Below are 15,168 nucleotides of genomic sequence, written 5' to 3' on the forward strand. Positions count from 1 at the left end.
CGGTGATCACGGCCAAAATGTTCGCTTTCTGCTTATTTGCGCGCAATTTCGCCGTGATCACCGCGGTCCTGGGGGCCTACACCTCGTACGTCGGCTCCCGCTTCTTCAGGTACGCGATGACGCGGTAGGTGATCGGCATGACCAGCACCTCGGCCAGCGTCTTCCACAGGAACCCGACGATCACGTAGTTGATGAAGTCGGCCCATGTGCTGATCCCGATGACGCCCGCGGCGATGGAGCAGAAGATGAGGGTGTCACCGAACTCGCCGACGATCGTCGATCCGAGCAGGCGCGCCCAGAGATGCTTTTCCTTGGTGCGTTCCTTGATCGCGACGAGCACGAGCGAGTTCAGCAGCTGCCCGACGAGGTAGCCGGCGAGTCCGGCTAGCACCAGTCGCGGCACGACACCGACAACCGTTTCGAGCGACTGTTGGTTCTCGTAGAACGACGCCGACGGAAGCTCGATGGCGATCCAGAAGCACACCGACGTCAGGATCAGTGAGGCGAAGCCCAGGTAGATGGCTCGGCGTGTGGCTTTGAAGCCGTACACCTCGCTGAGCACGTCGCCGAGGATGTAGGCGAGCGGGAAGAGGAAGAACGCGCCGTCGGTGTTGATCGGCAGAATTTGGAACGGTCCGAGGAAGACGTCGGAGCCGGAGAAGAACGACACGCCTTTGCTGGCGGTGACGTTGGAGATGAGGAGGGTGGCGGTGAAGAGCGCGACGATGGCGGCGTAGTAGCTCCCGTTGACGCGAGCGAACACCGCCTGTCCAGAGTGCGGCTCTTCGGTTGTTTCTCGAGTATCGGTCATGGGGGCAATACAAGCACCCGACCGTCGACGCGAGCGAATCCGGCGAACTACGCCACCCGGCCGCCGGTGACCACCCGATAGGCGAAGGTGCCGGCGATGATCGTGACGGGGATCGTGATCAGCAGCCCGAGTCCGAGAGGAATGGCTCCCAGGATGTTGATGCCGATGCACGCCAACGCCAACACGAACAGGGTGCCGACGTTCGACGAGATCGCCTGCGCGCTGGCCTTGATCGCCCCGATGGGTCCGAGATCGTGGTCGAGGACGAATTGCAGTGTCCACCACGTCAGGAAGATGGCAATGATGCCGGGAATGATCAGCAGGATGAAGCCGATTCCGGTGAGCAGTCCCACCAGCACGCTCGACAGCACCACCGTGAGTACGTTGGAGAACTGGAAGAACGCCGCGAACGTGGGCTTGTTGCCGTCGGTCTCGTGCAGGGCGCCGCGGACGAATGCGGCGTTGAGCAGATAGCTGACAACGGCCGAGGCCAGCGTGCCCAGGATGTTGAGAATCGAGAACGTTGCCGCCAGATCGGTTGTGTCGCTGCTGAAGCCGCCGGTGAGGAAATTGACGACGATGGAGACGACGGCGGCGATCACCATGATGCCGACCCATACGCCGGCGTTGGCCTTGAACTTGTTCCAGCCGTACGAGAGTGCGTTGCCCACCGTCAAGGTCGGGGCGCCGCCGTACCCGTATCCGGCGTCGACCGGATTCATGGGCGGGGGCGGCGGATAGTTGCCGAAGTTCTGCTGAGGTGGCGGATAGTTGCCGTAATTCTGCTGCGGCGGCGGGTAGCTCCCGTAGTTCTGAGGGGGCGGCGGATAACCACCGTAGTTCTGCGGAGGCTGGGGGTTCTGGCCGTAGGGATCAGGCCCGCCTTCGTTTCCCAGCGGTGGATGCTCGTACGGGCTTTTGTCCGATCCGTCGGTCATGCCCACAGAATAGTGCCTGCATACGACAAAAGGCGCGGACACATGTCCGCGCCTTTCGTCGACGTGCAGATCAGTTCTTGACCACCTGGGTTCCGCCGGCGAGTTCGTCGTGCTTTCCCTGCTTGGTCGGGCTGTTGTTGATGGTCACCGCGATCACGATGTACGCGATGAGAACCAGCAGGCCGCCGATGAACGGAATGATGCCGAGCAGGAGGAACGAGTTGCGGATCGCCGACTGCTGAGGCGTGGTCCGCGCTGCACCGCCGGGTCCCCGAACGCCCAACCCCAGCGCGCGCTTTCCCAGCGTTGCGCCCTGCGTCGTCTCCATGGCGACGAAGTATCCGAAGCCCAGGATGCCGACGAAGACGCCGGTGAGGGTGACGTCGCCGATGCTCGCGAAGATCACCACCAGGATCGTCGCGACGATTCCCACGATGATCCCGTCGATGATGCGGGCACCGAAACGGACCCCGAGACCGGCGGGCGTTCCGCTACCACTCGGATTGGGAAATCCGCCGTACTGCTGGCCCTGATCGTATTGCGGCTGCGAGGAGTAACCGCCCTGCTGAGGCTGCCCCGGGTACCCGCTCTGCGGTGGGGGCGGGTAGCCGCCGCTCTGTCCGTACTGCGGGCCGCTCTGGGGCGGTGGGTACTGGCCGGGTGGGGGGTACGAGCCGGGAGGCGGGTACTGGCCGGGCGGGGGATACGAACCGGGAGGCGGGGTTCCGCCCTGTTCGCCCTGCGGTGGGTTTCCTTGCGGGTTCTGATTCGGGTCGTAACCGCCAGAAGTCATGTCGTCCCTGTCGTGGAAAGGAAATGGTCGCGTCGCCGCACACCCTACGTCGCGGCGACGCTGCTGCCTAGCTTTTACAACCGAACGACCCACGGTGCGGACGGAACCGACGTCGGATTCCACCGCTCCAACAAGTCGGCCGCATCGGTCGCGGGAACGCCGAGCGAATCGGCGACCATCCGAAACACATCCGATGGGGACTCTCCGAGTTCCATTCTGTCCCTGAGAGTTACCGCGCCGTCGCGTTTGGCCAATCGCTTGCCGGTCGGGCCGAGTGCGAGCGGAACATGGACGTACTGCGGAGGTTCGATCCCCAACAGCGTGGCCAGGTACGACTGCCGGGGAGCGGAGGTGAGCAGATCGTCGGCTCGTACCACCTGGTCTATTCCCTGATCGCCGTCGTCGACGACCACGGCGAGGTTGTAGGCAGGAGTGCCGTCGCCCCGGCGAAGCACGAAATCGTCCACCACGCCGGTGAATTCGTCGTGAAGGAGATCCTCGACCGTCCACGACGACGTGCCGGACCGCAACCGCAGCGCGGCCGGACGGACTGCTCGACGGGCAGAGCGCTCCGCGTCTGTCAGAGACCGGCACGTGCCGGGATACGCACCGTCCGGTGCATGCGGCGCCGACGCTGCGTCGAGGATTTCTCTACGGGTGCAATAGCACTCGTAGACCAGATCGGCAGCGACCAGCCGATCGATCGCCGCGTCGTACAGTTCGCGGCGTTCGGACTGTCGGACCGGCTCTCCGTCGAAATCGATTCCGAAAGCACGTAAATCGGCGATCTGACGAGCTTCCGCGCCGTCCGCAACACGGTCGAGGTCCTCCATTCTCAGCACGAACGCCCGGCCCGTGGAACGCGCGAAGAGCCACGCCAACAGCGCCGTTCGCAGGTTCCCCACATGCAAATCTCCCGACGGACTCGGAGCGAAGCGCCCGGCCGTCACTGCCGCCCCAACAACGCGTCTCGCTCCTCCACCGTCACCGCCCGAATCGACTCCACGACGGCGGCAACCTCGGGTCGACGCAATGCTTCGGGCCGCGCGACCAACCAGTAAGACAGTCGGACGGTCACGTTGTCCGCCATCAAACGGATCAGGTCGTCGTGCCGGTCGGCCATGAAACAGGGAAGCAAGCCGATTCCCGCATGCGCTCGGGTGGCCTCGACGTGAACGAAAACGTTTGTGGAGGTGACCGATTCGTGCATCGACGGGGCGATGCTACGAGCCTGGTCCAGGTCGTCGACCGCCAGGACGGAGTCGATGAAGTAGACGAGCCCGTGGCCGGCCAGGTCGGCGACTTCCCGCGGTTCCCCGTGCGTGTCCACGTACGTTCTCGAGGCGTACAGGCCCAGGCTGTAATCGGCGAGGCGTATCGACTCCGCTCGGTGGACCTGCGGCTGCCCCACAACGACTTCGACGTCCATGCCCGACCGTTGCTGCGACGCCCGCCTCGTGGTGGCGACGATCTCGACGGTGATGCCCGGGTGTCGTTCGCGGACACGGGCGGCGGCAGGAGCCACCACGTACGCGCTGAATCCGTCCGTCGCGGAGATGCGCACGACGCCCTCGAGTTCGCCGGTCCGGTTGCCGGTGACCAACCCGCGCAGGACGGCGTCGACGGACTCCGCGGCGTCGAGTGCGGTCCGGCCCAGCTCCGTGAGTTCCCAGCCGCCGGCTCCCCGCACGAGGACGCGGCCGCCCAGCGCCCGCTCGAGGGCGGCGATCCGCCGCGACACGGTGGTGTGGTTGATGCCCAGATCGTCGGCGGCCGCGGTGAACCGGCCGGACCGTCCCACGGCCAGCAATATGAGGAGATCGTCCGGGCTGGGCAGCGGCCGACCTGCGTCCGACTTTCCCGCAGTAGACACGGCCACATCTGCATCTTTGCAGAGGGCGGGTGCAATTCGGGTCATTGTGGACGACACCCCTGTGCGCTGATACTCCTAACGGACGGCAGTATGTGCACTGCGTCACATATCGAGGAGAAGCAATGACAGTCGACAGCACAGCCCGCGCCGAGGACGACAGCGCGCCCAGCGGTTTGAAGAAGGTGGTCGCGGCGTCCATGGCCGGGACCGTGGTCGAGTGGTACGAGTTCTTTCTCTACGGAACCGCCGCCACTCTGGTCTTCAGCAAGATCTTCTTCGCAGAGGGGACGAGCGAGCTCGACGCCATCCTCGCCTCGTTCGTCACGTACGCCGTCGGATTCGTCGCGCGCCCGTTGGGCGGCATCGTGTTCGGACACTTCGGTGACAAGTACGGACGCAAGAAGCTCCTCCAGTTCAGCTTGGTTCTCGTCGGATCCGCGACGTTCCTGATGGGATGTCTGCCGACGTTCAACCAGATCGGTTACTGGGCCCCGGCGCTGCTCGTGACACTGCGATTCATCCAGGGATTCGCGGTCGGTGGCGAATGGGGAGGCGCCGTTCTTCTCGTCGCCGAGCACAGCCCCAACAAGAGTCGCGGTTTCTGGGCGAGCTGGCCGCAGGCCGGGGTGCCCGGAGGAAACCTCCTCGCCACCGTCGTGCTGCTCGTGCTGACCACCACGCTCTCCGACGACGCCTTCCTGAGCTGGGGATGGCGCGTGGCTTTCTGGCTGTCCGCGGTCATCGTGTTCGTCGGCTACTACATCCGCACCAAGGTGACCGACGCCCCGATCTTCCTCGAGGCGCAGAAGCAGACCGAGATCATCAAGGCCGCGTCGTACGGCGTCTTCGAGGTCGTCAAGCGCTACCCGCGCGGCGTGTTCACCGCGATGGGCCTGCGATTCGGCGAGAACGTCATGTACTACTTGGTGGTCACCTTCTCGATCACGTACCTCAAGGTCGAGGTCGGCACCGACACCAGCACGATTCTGTGGTGGATGCTCATCGCGCACGCCATTCACTTTGCTGTGATTCCTCAGGTCGGACGCCTCGCGGATCGCGTCGGACGCCGACCGGTCTACTTCGTGGGTGCGATCACGGCGGCAACGTGGGGCTTCTTCGCCTTCCCGATGATGAACAGCGGCCACAACGTGGTCATCATGCTGGCCATCATCATCGGCCTTCTCTTCCACGCATTCATGTACGCGACGCAACCGGCGATCATGGCCGAGATGTTCCCGACGCGCATGCGGTACTCCGGTGTGTCGCTGGGCTACCAGGTGACGTCGATCGTCGCCGGTTCGCTGGCACCGATCATCGCGGTGAAGCTGCTCGACGTGTACGGCTCGTCGGTTCCGATCGCGCTCTACCTCGCCATTGCCTGCGCCATCACGGTGGTGGCGGTCGTGGTCGCGCGTGAGACCAAGGGTCTCTCGCTCGAGAGCATCGACGTCGCCGACGCCAAGAACCTCGCGACCGAGGCGGAGCTGTCGAAGGTCGGGTTGAAGTGAGCGATCTGCAAGGTCGCTCGGCGCTGGTGACGGGGGGCGCCAGCGGAATCGGCGCCGCCTGCGCCCGCCGCTTGGCCGAACGCGGCGCGCGTGTGACGATCGCCGACGTCGACGAGACGGCGGCCAAGGAACTCGCCACCGAACTCGGCGGCGAAGCGTGGGGTGTCGACCTGCTCGACACGGCCGGTCTGGAGTCGTTGTCGCTCGACGTCGACATTCTGGTCAACAACGCCGGTATCCAGACCGTTGCGGCGATCGTCGATTTCGAACCGGCGGCGTTCCGGCGAATTCAGACGCTGATGGTCGAGGCGCCGTTCCTGCTTGTACGAGCTGCGTTGCCGCACATGTACGCTCGCGAATTCGGGCGCATCGTCAACGTGTCGTCGGTACACGGACTTCGCGCGTCGGAATTCAAGGTGGCGTACGTGACCGCCAAACATGCTCTCGAAGGAATGTCCAAGGTGACCGCCCTCGAAGGCGCGAGTCACGGCGTGACCAGCAACTGCGTCAACCCCGGATACGTACGAACCCCGTTGGTGGAGAAGCAGATCGCCGATCAAGCGAAGGCGCACTCGATACCCGAGAGCGAGGTGCTCGAGAAGGTGATGCTGACCGAGAGCGCCATCAAGCGGCTGGTCGAGCCGGACGAGGTGGCGTCGTTGGTGAACTGGCTGGCGTCGGACGACGCCGGCATGGTGACCGGAGCGTCCTACACCATGGACGGTGGCTGGACCGCGAGTTAGCTCGCGGTCACCGCGGGCCGAAGCGAATCGACGCCGCAGTCGGCCATGAACTCGTCGAAGACGCGATCGAAGCGGTCCGGGAGATCGAGGTGCGGGAAATGCCCTGCGCGCGGGAAGATTTCGACCCGCCCGTGGGGCAGTTCTGCGCGTGCGTTCTCGGTGTGAGCCTGGGGAATGATCGTGTCGCGCTCGCCCCAGATGAGCAGCGCCTGAATGTCCTGATACGCCGCGAAATGCGGTGTCGCGCTCACGGTCTGGCCGCGGAAGCTGATGACGGATCGAGCGGTGGCTAGGAATGCGCGGCGAGTCTTGGGGTCCTGGACGGACGCGAAGGCGCGCCACGCTTCCGTCGAGCTCGCGCTCATCGGATTCAGGCCGATCTTGCTCAGGCCGTCGAGCGCGAGGTCGATGCCGTCACGCACCTTCTGTGAGGCGACGACGGGAAGGACGAGTTCGCTGCCGGGAAGGGTGGCGGCGCGCAGCAGCGGGCTCACCTCGGGTCCCAGGCCGCCGCTGGCGATCAGCACCAGGCGCTCGACTCGGTCGGGGAACAGGTACATCGTCTGCATGGCGATGCCGCCGCCGAGCGAGTGGCCGACGAAGGTTGCCGAGTCGATGTCCAGTGCTTTCAGCAGGTCGCGCACCGTGGCCGCGTGCGCGCTGAGCGAGTAGTCGCCCGCGGGCTTGTCGGACTCGCCGTGGCCGAACAGGTCGGGAACGATGACGCGGTACCGCGTGGACAGCGACGTGACCTGCGGCGCCCAGTTGTGATGTGAGCCGAGCAGGCCGTGGATCAGGACGACGGCAGGGCCCGAGCCCTCGTCGAGGTAATGCAGTTCGTCGCCGTGCAGTCGGAGCGTGTGCATGTCCGTCTGTCGTGCCATGGTGAATCCCTTCGATGGTGCAAGAGTGAATACCTCTCGCCTACCCAGTGTGCGCTTCTCGACCCCTTTACACAGAACAGCTCGCTGTATCGGCCAAACACGCTAGTCGCACACAAACTTTCTCCGGGCCCGTTGTGGTTGCTCCCTTGTATTCGCTGCCGCCGCCACCGCGGCTCGGTCGCAGGTCAGCGCACGGTTCGTCAGTGCGTCAACGCCACCTTGACGGCGACGACGATCGTCGCGGTGATCGCGAGAGTGATGCCGGCCGCCACCGCCCGCCACGAGAGGCGTTCGCCACGCAACCGCTGCGCGAGCAGCGGAATCCCGGCAATTCGGGCAGTGACCAGCGCCGACGCGGCGATCTGAGCGACGCCCGTCGGAACCACCTGGAGCCATCCGAGCCCGAGAAGAACCGTCGGGATCAAGCCCGACGACGCGATGGGGACACTGTCCCGCAACTCTTCGAGCCAATGCCGTCGACTCCGCTGCTCGGTGGGAAGCATCGCCGCAGCGACGCTGTCGGCGAAGATGTGCGCGAGGAAGGTGGTCACCGTCGTGCCCAGTGCGAGCGCCGTGGCCGAGCCGTCGTCGATACTGGCCGTCGACGCGGCGACGATCACCGCCAGGACGAGCACGTTGCCGTAGACGTACGACGACAGCCGGGCGGACGCGCGAGACGGGGACAGAATGCCCTGCGGCCTAGTGGTCACGTAGCGATGCAGGGCACGCACTCGTCGGGGCAGCGGCATGGTGGTCGATTCTGTCAGGGGCGTGTCGATAGTGTGCGGTGGTGACGGAACTGGTGCGTGGGGTCACCTGGCCCCGTCTGCGACCGGAGCTGGCCGTGTCGGACGTCGAGACGGGACGGATACGCAGGATCCCGCTCGACTCGGGGTTTCTGTCGTTCCGAGTGGTGGGTGAGCGGGGACGAACCTACTGCCTCGGCCGTTCCGCAGCCGACGGCGACGGTGGTTCGATCCACATTCCGTGTCCGGATCGGGCGTACGCCGTGTCCGGAGGCCAGTGCGACGAGTGCGCATCGAAGGATCAGTTCAGATTCGTTCACATCGTGCACCGACAGAACTTCGTCTCCAAGGACATCGAAGCAGCTGTGATGCAACCACATTGGCTGTACGTCGCCACCTTCGCCGGTGGTGTGAGCAAGATCGGTACCGCGGCCGACACACGAAAGTGGGGACGGCTCGCCGAACAGGGTGCTCTCGTGGGCCGATACGTCGCGCGCGGCGCGGACGGTCGCGTCATCCGGGAGATGGAAGACGCGGTGACCGCGGGTATCGGACTGCGCCAGGCGGTTCGGGCGTCGGCGAAGGCGATGGCACTCGCGCGGCCGATCGATCTCGCCGAGTTGGATGCACTCAACTCGGCCGACGCGCAGCAGGCGCGAGAGCTGTTGTCGGGCTCGGACTTCGGTGAGGGATCGGCGACGGTCGACGACACCTGGGACCCTCCGCCGGGACGCGATGCCCTGATCGACGCCGGTGAACGAATCGCCTATCCGGCAGACCTCACGCAGGGAGCTCACGGATTCTCGATCGAATCGGTGGTCGGATCCGCCGCGCTGGTCGCCGTCCCGGAGGATCCGACCACGGCATACGTTGCGGATCTGTCGAGGCTCAAGGGTCGGCGCATCGAGTTCGGTGAGTACCGCACCACCATGCCCGCGGTTCAGGCCGTGCTCTTCTGAGATCGGTCGACGACAACGGAGAAGCCCCCGACCTGTGACAGTCGAGGGCTTCCCGTGTGGCGGAGGATAGGGGATTTGAACCCCTGAGGGCGTTAACCCAACCCGCGTTCCAGGCGAGCGCCATAGGCCACTAGGCGAATCCTCCGTGTGGGAGCATACCGGCGGAACCCCCTGAGAGACGAATCCGGTCCGGATTGCCGGATGGGCGCAGTGTCCGACTACAGTGGTCCCCGGATCCCGCGCGGCGCGCATCCTGTGAACTCCCCCAGGGCCGGAAGGCAGCAAGGGTCAACGGGCTCTGCCGGGTGCGCGGGGTCCCCTTACCTCCCTCCTCAGGCGTTCGGAAGGCCTTCTCGCATGCCAGCCCAGACTCAACTCGGACTGATGAATCGCGACGAACTCGCCCGAGAACACCAGAAGCAGCAAGCCAGGTACGACGAACTGAAGGCCCGCGGGCTCAGTCTCGATCTCACCCGCGGCAAGCCGTCGCCCGAGCAACTGGACCTGGCGAACGAGCTGTTGTCGTTGCCCGGTGACGGCAACTTCACGGACGCAGCCGGAACGGACTGCCGCAACTACGGCGGGCTGACCGGGCTGCCGGAGCTGCGCGAGATCTTCGGCGAGCTTCTGAACGTGCCGGCCTCGAACCTGTACGCGGCGGGCAACGCGAGCCTCGAACTGATGCACGACCTCGTCGTGTACTCCCTGCTCCACGGCAACCCGGATTCGCCGCGGCCGTGGTCCGCCGAACCGGTGGTGCGCTTCCTGTGTCCGAGCCCCGGCTACGACCGCCATTTCGCGATCTGCGAACGCATGGGCATCGAGATGATCCCCGTGGGGATCGGTCCGGACGGGCCGGACGTCCACGAGATCGCGCAGCTGGTCGGGAGCGACCCGACCGTCAAGGGCATGTGGGCCGTGCCGAACTACTCCAACCCCACCGGAGCCGTGTTCTCCGAGGACGTCGTCCGCGCTCTGTGTGACATGCCCACTGCTGCACCGGATTTCCGGCTGTTCTGGGACAACGCGTACGCGGTTCATCCGCTGATCGAGGATTTCGCACCGTCGTACGACGTCCTGGGTTGGTCGCGCGACGCGGGAAATCGCAACCGGCCGTACGTGTTCGCCTCGACGTCGAAGATCACCTTCGCCGGTGCGGGAGTGTCGTTCCTGGGTTCGTCGACGACGAATCTCGAGTGGTACACCAAGCATCTGGCCATTCGCAGCATCGGACCGGACAAGCTGAATCAACTTCGGCACGTGCGTTTCTTCGGCGACGCCGACGGTGTCCGTGCCCACATGGCGAAGCACCGTGAGATTCTGGCGCCGAAATTCGCGCTGGTGCAGCAGATCCTGGACGACCGGCTGGGTGCGGCCAAGGTGGCGTCGTGGACGGATCCCAAGGGTGGGTACTTCGTCAGCCTCGACGTCATGGACGGCACCGCAGCTCGGACCATCGCCTTGGCCAAGGACGCCGGTATCGCGCTGACGGCGGCCGGGTCGGCGTTCCCGTACAAGAAGGATCCGGACGACCGCAATATCCGTCTGGCGCCGAGCTTTCCGTCGCTGAGCGAGGTCGAGGCGTCCATGGACGGAGTCGCGACCTGCGTCCTGCTCGCGGCCACGGAGAAGCTGATAGCCGACGAGTGACCCTGGTCACGTTTGGGCGTGATGGTGTTACTTACCCCAAACCTGGTGGCGTCGAACAGGTTCGATGCCCAAATGCGTACTGCCCCGTCTGTTTTCCGGTGCTACCTTCTGTCACGCCGATTCGTCTGTCGGCCGTGATGGGGGGAAAGCATGCGGGGTGCCCGCGGACTCGTGTCTGCGACGGTGTCGACTCTTGCCGTTGCATCGCTGACCGTGTTGTCGAGCTCGCCTGCGGCCGCAGAGCCGTGCGGTGGCGTGCCCGGCACCGGAATCACCGGCGTGGGCCTGCCGTTCCAGCAGCCCAGCGGCATTCAGGGCCCCGTTCCGTACTACCGGGGTGCCAACACGAACACGGTGGCCTGGGTGACCGGACCCGCCAGCGCCAACAACACGTTCGAGCGCTTCGGTATCTCCGGCACCGATCTGGGCATCTCGTGGGACAACGGCGCCGGCCAGACCCTCGTCGCCTTCGGTGACACGATCGGCAACTGCACCGTCCCCGGCGGCGAGTGGCGCCACCAGGTTCTGCTGCGCAGCAACGACTCCAACCTCGCCGACGGCATGAGTCTCGACGAGGCGGTCTCCACGGTCAGTCCGAGATTCGCCACGCAACTTCTCCCGACGCTCGGCATCGCGCCCGTCGAGACCACCGTGATTCCCACCGCGGCCATCGCGGTCGACGGCGTCCAGTACATGAGCTTCATGTCCGTGCGGGCATGGAACGGCAGCACCTGGTCCACCAACTACTCCGGCATCGCCACCTCCCGCGACAACGGGCAGACGTGGGTCTCCGAGCCCGGCACCCTGCGCTTCAACTCCGGTGTGCCGATTCCTGGTACCGAGCAGTTCAACGCGCGATTCCAGCAGTCGGCGTTCGTCCGCGGCAACGACGGCAAGGTCTACCAGTACGGAACGCCCAACGGGCGCCTCGGATCCGTGTATCTCTCGCGGGTGGCGCCGGACGCGATCCTCGATCTGAACCGGTACGAGTACTTCACCGGTGGAGGGTGGTCGTCGGACCTCAATGCGGCCGCGCCAATCGTGCGTGAGCCGGTCGGCGAACTGTCCGTCGCCTGGAACGCGTATCTCGGCAAGTACGTCATGCTGCACGGCAACGACATCGAGGGACGCATCGTCCTGCGCACCGCTCCGTCGCCGGAGGGGCCGTGGAGCGGCCCGACCACCCTCGTCGTCAACTCCGAGCTCGGCGGTTACCCCGGCAGCGGTCTCTACGCCCCGTACATCCACCCCAAGTCGTCCGGCAGCGACCTCTACTTCACGGTGTCGCAGTACTCGTCGTACAACGTCATCCTGATGCACACCGATCTGGACGCGATCGGCTGACGCTGACAGGATCGTCGCCATGGCCACGACCTTGCACCTGGTAGGCGACCCCGCGGCCGACGAGCTGCTGGCGTCGGACCCCCTGGCACTGCTGATCGGGATGCTCCTGGATCAGCAGGTTCCCATGGAGTCCGCGTTCGCCGGACCGAAGAAGCTCGCCGACAGGCTCGGTGAGTTGGACGTCCACACGATCGCCACGATGAACCCCGACGAATTCATCGAGATATGCGCGACGCCGCCGGCCGTCCATCGATTCCCGAAGTCCATGGGCAAGCGCATTCAGGACATGTGCGCGGCGATCGTCGAACGGTGGGACGGTTCTGCGGAGGCCATCTGGACCGACGGCGACCCCGACGGCAAGGAAGTGCTGAAGAGGCTCAAAGCGCTCCCCGGATACGGCGATCAGAAAGCCCGGATCTTCCTCGCGCTGCTCGGCAAGCAGATGGGCGTCGACCCGGACGGGTGGCGCGACGCCGCCGGCGCGTACGGCGACGAGGGTTCCCGCCGCTCGATCGCCGATGTCGTCGACGAGAAGTCGTTGCACGAGGTGCGCGATTTCAAGAAGGCAGCGAAGAAGGCGGCCAAGGAGTCCGCGGGGTAAGCCGGACGGAATTATCAGCTGTCGGGGGCCGCCGGTACCCTTTCGGGCGTGGCCCTGTACCGGAAATACCGCCCAGCGACGTTCGCAGAAGTGGTCGGTCAGGAGCACGTCACCGAGCCGCTGTCCGTCGCTCTCGACTCGCATCGCATCAACCACGCCTACCTGTTCTCCGGCCCGCGTGGCTGCGGCAAGACGTCGTCGGCGCGCATCCTCGCCCGCTCCCTGAACTGCGTCGAGGGGCCCACGTCCACGCCCTGCGGTGTCTGCAACTCCTGTGTCGCGCTCGCTCCCGGAGGCCCCGGCAACCTGGACGTGATCGAGCTCGACGCGGCCAGCCACGGCGGTGTCGACGACACGCGTGAACTGCGCGATCGCGGCTTCTACGCCCCGGCCGAGTCTCGGTACCGCGTCTTCATCGTGGACGAGGCGCACATGGTCACCACCGCCGGATTCAACGCGCTCCTCAAGATCGTCGAGGAGCCGCCCGAGCACCTCATCTTCGTCTTCGCCACCACCGAACCGGAGAAGGTTCTCCCCACCATCCGCTCGCGCACCCATCACTACCCGTTCCGACTGCTGGCGCCCACCGCCATGCGCGGCCTCATGCAGAAGATCTGTGCCGAAGAGAACGTGACCGTGCAGGACGCGGTGTATCCGCTCGTCATCCGCGCTGGTGGCGGTTCGCCGCGCGACACGTTGAGCGTGCTCGATCAGCTTCTTGCCGGCGCCGGTGACGACGGTGTGCGATACGAGCGAGCGCTCGCGTTGCTCGGTGTCACCGACGTCGCGCTGATCGACGAAGCGGTCGACGCATTGGCCGCCCAGGACGGAGCCGCTCTGTTCGGCACCGTCGAGAAGGTCATGGACGCCGGGCACGATCCGCGACGCTTCGCCGTCGACCTGCTCGAGCGGCTGCGCGATCTCATCCTGATCAAGGCCGTTCCCGACGCAGCCGAACGCGGACTCATCGACGCTCCGGCCGACCAACTCGATCGCATCCGAGGTGAGGCCGAGAACATCGGGCCGGGCACCTTGGCGCGGTACGCGGAAACGGTGCACGCAGGGCTCGGTGAGATGCGCGGGGCGACGGCGCCGCGGTTGCTGCTCGAAGTCATGTGCGCGCGCATGCTGCTGCCGTCCGCCTCCGACGCGGAATCGGCTCTGCTGCAACGCCTCGAGCGACTCGAGCGGCGTCTCGACGTCACCCTGCCCGACGGCGAGCGGCCGTCTGCTCCGGCGGCCGAGCGCGCCCCCGAGCCGGCCAAGCCGGCCGAGGGGCAGCCGGTGTATCGACGGCCGTCGGCGCCGGCAGCGTCGGCTCCGGCGCCTGTGGCTCCGGTGGCAGCGCCGGAACCTGCTCCGGCGCCCGCTCCCGCGACCCCCGCTCCCGCTGCTCCCGCTCCTGCTGCTCCCGCTCCTGCTGCTCCCGCTCCTGCCGCGAGTCAGGGGTCCCCTGAGCCCGATAGATCGACCGAAAGTGCCCCTCAGTCGGATCGGACGGACGCCGCTCCCGCTCCTGCTGCGAGTCAGGGGTCCCCTGAGCCCGATGGATCGACCGAAAGCGCCCCTCAGTCGGATCCGGCGCCGGAAACTCCCGACCCCGCTGTGTCGGGCGAGCCAGACGTCACCGCGGTTCGCGCTGTGTGGTCGGAGGTGCGGGCCAAGGTGCGCGAACGCAGCCGCACGGTCGAGGTGATGCTGTCCGGCGCCACCGTGCGTGCAATCGAGTCGGGTTCGCTTGTGCTGGGCCATGATTCGGCGCCGCTGGCCAAGCGTTTGATCGAGCCGCGCAACGCCGATGTCATCCGTGACGCACTGCGCGACGTGTTCGGCGTCGACTGGACGGTCAGGTGCGAGGTCGGTGCGGAGCCGCATCGTCAGGCCCCGGCGCAGCGCGCACCGGCACCCGAGCAGCCCAAGGCCGCGCCGCCGCGCTTCTCGCGTCCGAGCCGAGCCGCACCCGCAACCACCCCGTCGTCGTCGGATCGGTCGAACGGTGGCTCGCCGCGGGCCGACGACATACCGCCGCCCGCCGAGGAGCCCGACTATCCGGACGACCCCGGACCCGCCTTCGCCGACTACTCGGGTCCGCCGCCTCCCGAGAGCCCGGAGGACGAGGAAGAGCTGATGAAGCAGGCGAAGGAGCCGGTGGATCCGTCGACGCGGCGCGATCCCGACGAGGTTGCGCTCGAGCTGCTGCAGAACGAGCTGGGTGCGATTCCGCTCAAGGACGTCTGAGCGTTCTCCGACGCGGAAACGCCACGGTGCAGTCACTTTCTGCGCTCGTTTGGGTCCTGTCGGTGTGTGGTCGGCGCGCA

At 66.1% G+C, this 15,168-nt stretch carries 14 protein-coding genes, 1 tRNA gene and 1 other RNA gene; 8 read left to right on the forward strand and 8 right to left on the reverse strand.

Going from position 1 to position 15,168, the window contains the following annotated elements; genetic code table 11:
• Window positions 1-76 precede the first annotated feature (76 nt).
• From AC59JP_RS12035 to AC59JP_RS12055, 5 genes are all read right to left on the reverse strand, one after another.
• On the reverse strand, window positions 77-811 hold the full coding sequence (locus AC59JP_RS12035) for a queuosine precursor transporter (RefSeq protein ID WP_497326004.1): 735 nt from the start codon (window positions 809-811) through the stop codon (window positions 77-79).
• A 47-nt stretch (window positions 812-858) separates the two neighbouring features.
• Window positions 859-1,749, reverse strand: a complete 891-nt coding sequence (locus AC59JP_RS12040) for a hypothetical protein (RefSeq protein WP_497326005.1) — start codon at window positions 1,747-1,749, stop codon at window positions 859-861.
• Window positions 1,750-1,819: 70 nt separating this feature from the next.
• Window positions 1,820-2,542, reverse strand: a complete 723-nt coding sequence (locus AC59JP_RS12045; protein WP_497326006.1) for an RDD family protein — start codon at window positions 2,540-2,542, stop codon at window positions 1,820-1,822.
• A gap of 74 nt (window positions 2,543-2,616) precedes the next feature.
• Window positions 2,617-3,492, reverse strand: coding sequence for a tRNA glutamyl-Q(34) synthetase GluQRS (gluQRS, locus tag AC59JP_RS12050; RefSeq protein WP_497326007.1), 876 nt, complete (start codon window positions 3,490-3,492; stop codon window positions 2,617-2,619).
• Window positions 3,489-4,460: a LysR family transcriptional regulator gene (locus AC59JP_RS12055; RefSeq protein ID WP_497326008.1), complete on the reverse strand. Its 972-nt coding sequence runs from the start codon at window positions 4,458-4,460 to the stop codon at window positions 3,489-3,491. The genes gluQRS and AC59JP_RS12055 overlap by 4 nt, the downstream gene beginning before the upstream one ends.
• A 77-nt stretch (window positions 4,461-4,537) precedes the next feature.
• On the opposite strand from AC59JP_RS12055, the gene AC59JP_RS12060 reads away from it, so the two are divergent.
• Together AC59JP_RS12060 and AC59JP_RS12065 are read left to right on the forward strand one after the other, a co-directional pair.
• Window positions 4,538-5,923, forward strand: coding sequence for an MFS transporter (locus AC59JP_RS12060; RefSeq protein WP_497326009.1), 1,386 nt, complete (start codon window positions 4,538-4,540; stop codon window positions 5,921-5,923).
• A 5-nt stretch (window positions 5,924-5,928) separates the two neighbouring features.
• A complete protein-coding gene (locus tag AC59JP_RS12065; RefSeq protein WP_497326488.1) occupies window positions 5,929-6,666 on the forward strand; it encodes a 3-hydroxybutyrate dehydrogenase in 738 nt (245 codons plus the stop codon).
• Here the strand turns inward: AC59JP_RS12065 and AC59JP_RS12070 are convergent.
• Together AC59JP_RS12070 and AC59JP_RS12075 are read right to left on the reverse strand one after the other, a co-directional pair.
• Window positions 6,663-7,550 (reverse strand): alpha/beta fold hydrolase, encoded by an 888-nt coding sequence (locus AC59JP_RS12070; RefSeq protein WP_497326010.1) that lies wholly within the window; start codon window positions 7,548-7,550, stop codon window positions 6,663-6,665. The two genes, AC59JP_RS12065 and AC59JP_RS12070, sit on opposite strands and share 4 nt — an antisense overlap.
• 200 nt (window positions 7,551-7,750) lie before the next feature.
• Window positions 7,751-8,299, reverse strand: a complete 549-nt coding sequence (locus tag AC59JP_RS12075) for a hypothetical protein (protein WP_497326011.1) — start codon at window positions 8,297-8,299, stop codon at window positions 7,751-7,753.
• Window positions 8,300-8,340: 41 nt separating this feature from the next.
• Between AC59JP_RS12075 and AC59JP_RS12080 the strand changes: the two genes are divergently transcribed.
• The gene (locus AC59JP_RS12080) at window positions 8,341-9,255 is read left to right on the forward strand and encodes a hypothetical protein (protein ID WP_497326012.1); all 915 of its coding nucleotides are present in this window, start codon (window positions 8,341-8,343) and stop codon (window positions 9,253-9,255) included.
• Between the two features lie 57 nt (window positions 9,256-9,312).
• Here the strand turns inward: AC59JP_RS12080 and AC59JP_RS12085 are convergent.
• A tRNA-Ser gene (locus AC59JP_RS12085) sits at window positions 9,313-9,400 on the reverse strand.
• 84 nt (window positions 9,401-9,484) lie between these two features.
• Between AC59JP_RS12085 and ffs the strand changes: the two genes are divergently transcribed.
• The 5 genes from ffs to AC59JP_RS12110 all read left to right on the forward strand — a co-directional run bounded on the left by ffs (window position 9,485) and on the right by AC59JP_RS12110 (window position 15,088).
• Window positions 9,485-9,579, forward strand: an RNA gene (gene ffs / locus AC59JP_RS12090) — signal recognition particle sRNA small type.
• A gap of 33 nt (window positions 9,580-9,612) precedes the next feature.
• Window positions 9,613-10,905, forward strand: coding sequence for an aspartate aminotransferase type Ic (locus AC59JP_RS12095; protein ID WP_497326013.1), 1,293 nt, complete (start codon window positions 9,613-9,615; stop codon window positions 10,903-10,905).
• Window positions 10,906-11,076: 171 nt separating this feature from the next.
• Complete coding sequence (locus AC59JP_RS12100) at window positions 11,077-12,249, forward strand: glycoside hydrolase family 183 protein (RefSeq protein ID WP_497326014.1); 1,173 nt, start codon at window positions 11,077-11,079, stop codon at window positions 12,247-12,249.
• A gap of 19 nt (window positions 12,250-12,268) precedes the next feature.
• Entirely contained in the window at window positions 12,269-12,850 is a 582-nt protein-coding gene (locus AC59JP_RS12105; protein ID WP_497326015.1) for an HhH-GPD-type base excision DNA repair protein, read from the forward strand.
• Between the two features lie 48 nt (window positions 12,851-12,898).
• Window positions 12,899-15,088, forward strand: coding sequence for a DNA polymerase III subunits gamma/tau (locus AC59JP_RS12110; protein ID WP_497326016.1), 2,190 nt, complete (start codon window positions 12,899-12,901; stop codon window positions 15,086-15,088).
• The last annotated feature ends 80 nt before the right edge of the window (window positions 15,089-15,168 follow it).

Source organism: Rhodococcus sp. 320_ES (assembly GCF_059691855.1).

Bases quoted from the DNA above. Each gene is read 5' to 3' on its own strand.
- AC59JP_RS12075 (WP_497326011.1), bottom strand. From the start codon at position 8,299: ATGCCGCTGCCCCGACGAGTGCGTGCCCTGCATCGCTACGTGACCACT.
- AC59JP_RS12105 (WP_497326015.1), top strand. From the start codon at position 12,269: ATGGCCACGACCTTGCACCTGGTAGGCGACCCCGCGGCCGACGAGCTG.
- AC59JP_RS12070 (WP_497326010.1), bottom strand. From the start codon at position 7,550: ATGGCACGACAGACGGACATGCACACGCTCCGACTGCACGGCGACGAA.
- AC59JP_RS12060 (WP_497326009.1), top strand. From the start codon at position 4,538: ATGACAGTCGACAGCACAGCCCGCGCCGAGGACGACAGCGCGCCCAGC.
- AC59JP_RS12095 (WP_497326013.1), top strand. From the start codon at position 9,613: ATGCCAGCCCAGACTCAACTCGGACTGATGAATCGCGACGAACTCGCC.
- AC59JP_RS12055 (WP_497326008.1), bottom strand. From the start codon at position 4,460: ATGACCCGAATTGCACCCGCCCTCTGCAAAGATGCAGATGTGGCCGTG.
- AC59JP_RS12040 (WP_497326005.1), bottom strand. From the start codon at position 1,749: ATGACCGACGGATCGGACAAAAGCCCGTACGAGCATCCACCGCTGGGA.
- AC59JP_RS12045 (WP_497326006.1), bottom strand. From the start codon at position 2,542: ATGACTTCTGGCGGTTACGACCCGAATCAGAACCCGCAAGGAAACCCA.
- AC59JP_RS12035 (WP_497326004.1), bottom strand. From the start codon at position 811: ATGACCGATACTCGAGAAACAACCGAAGAGCCGCACTCTGGACAGGCG.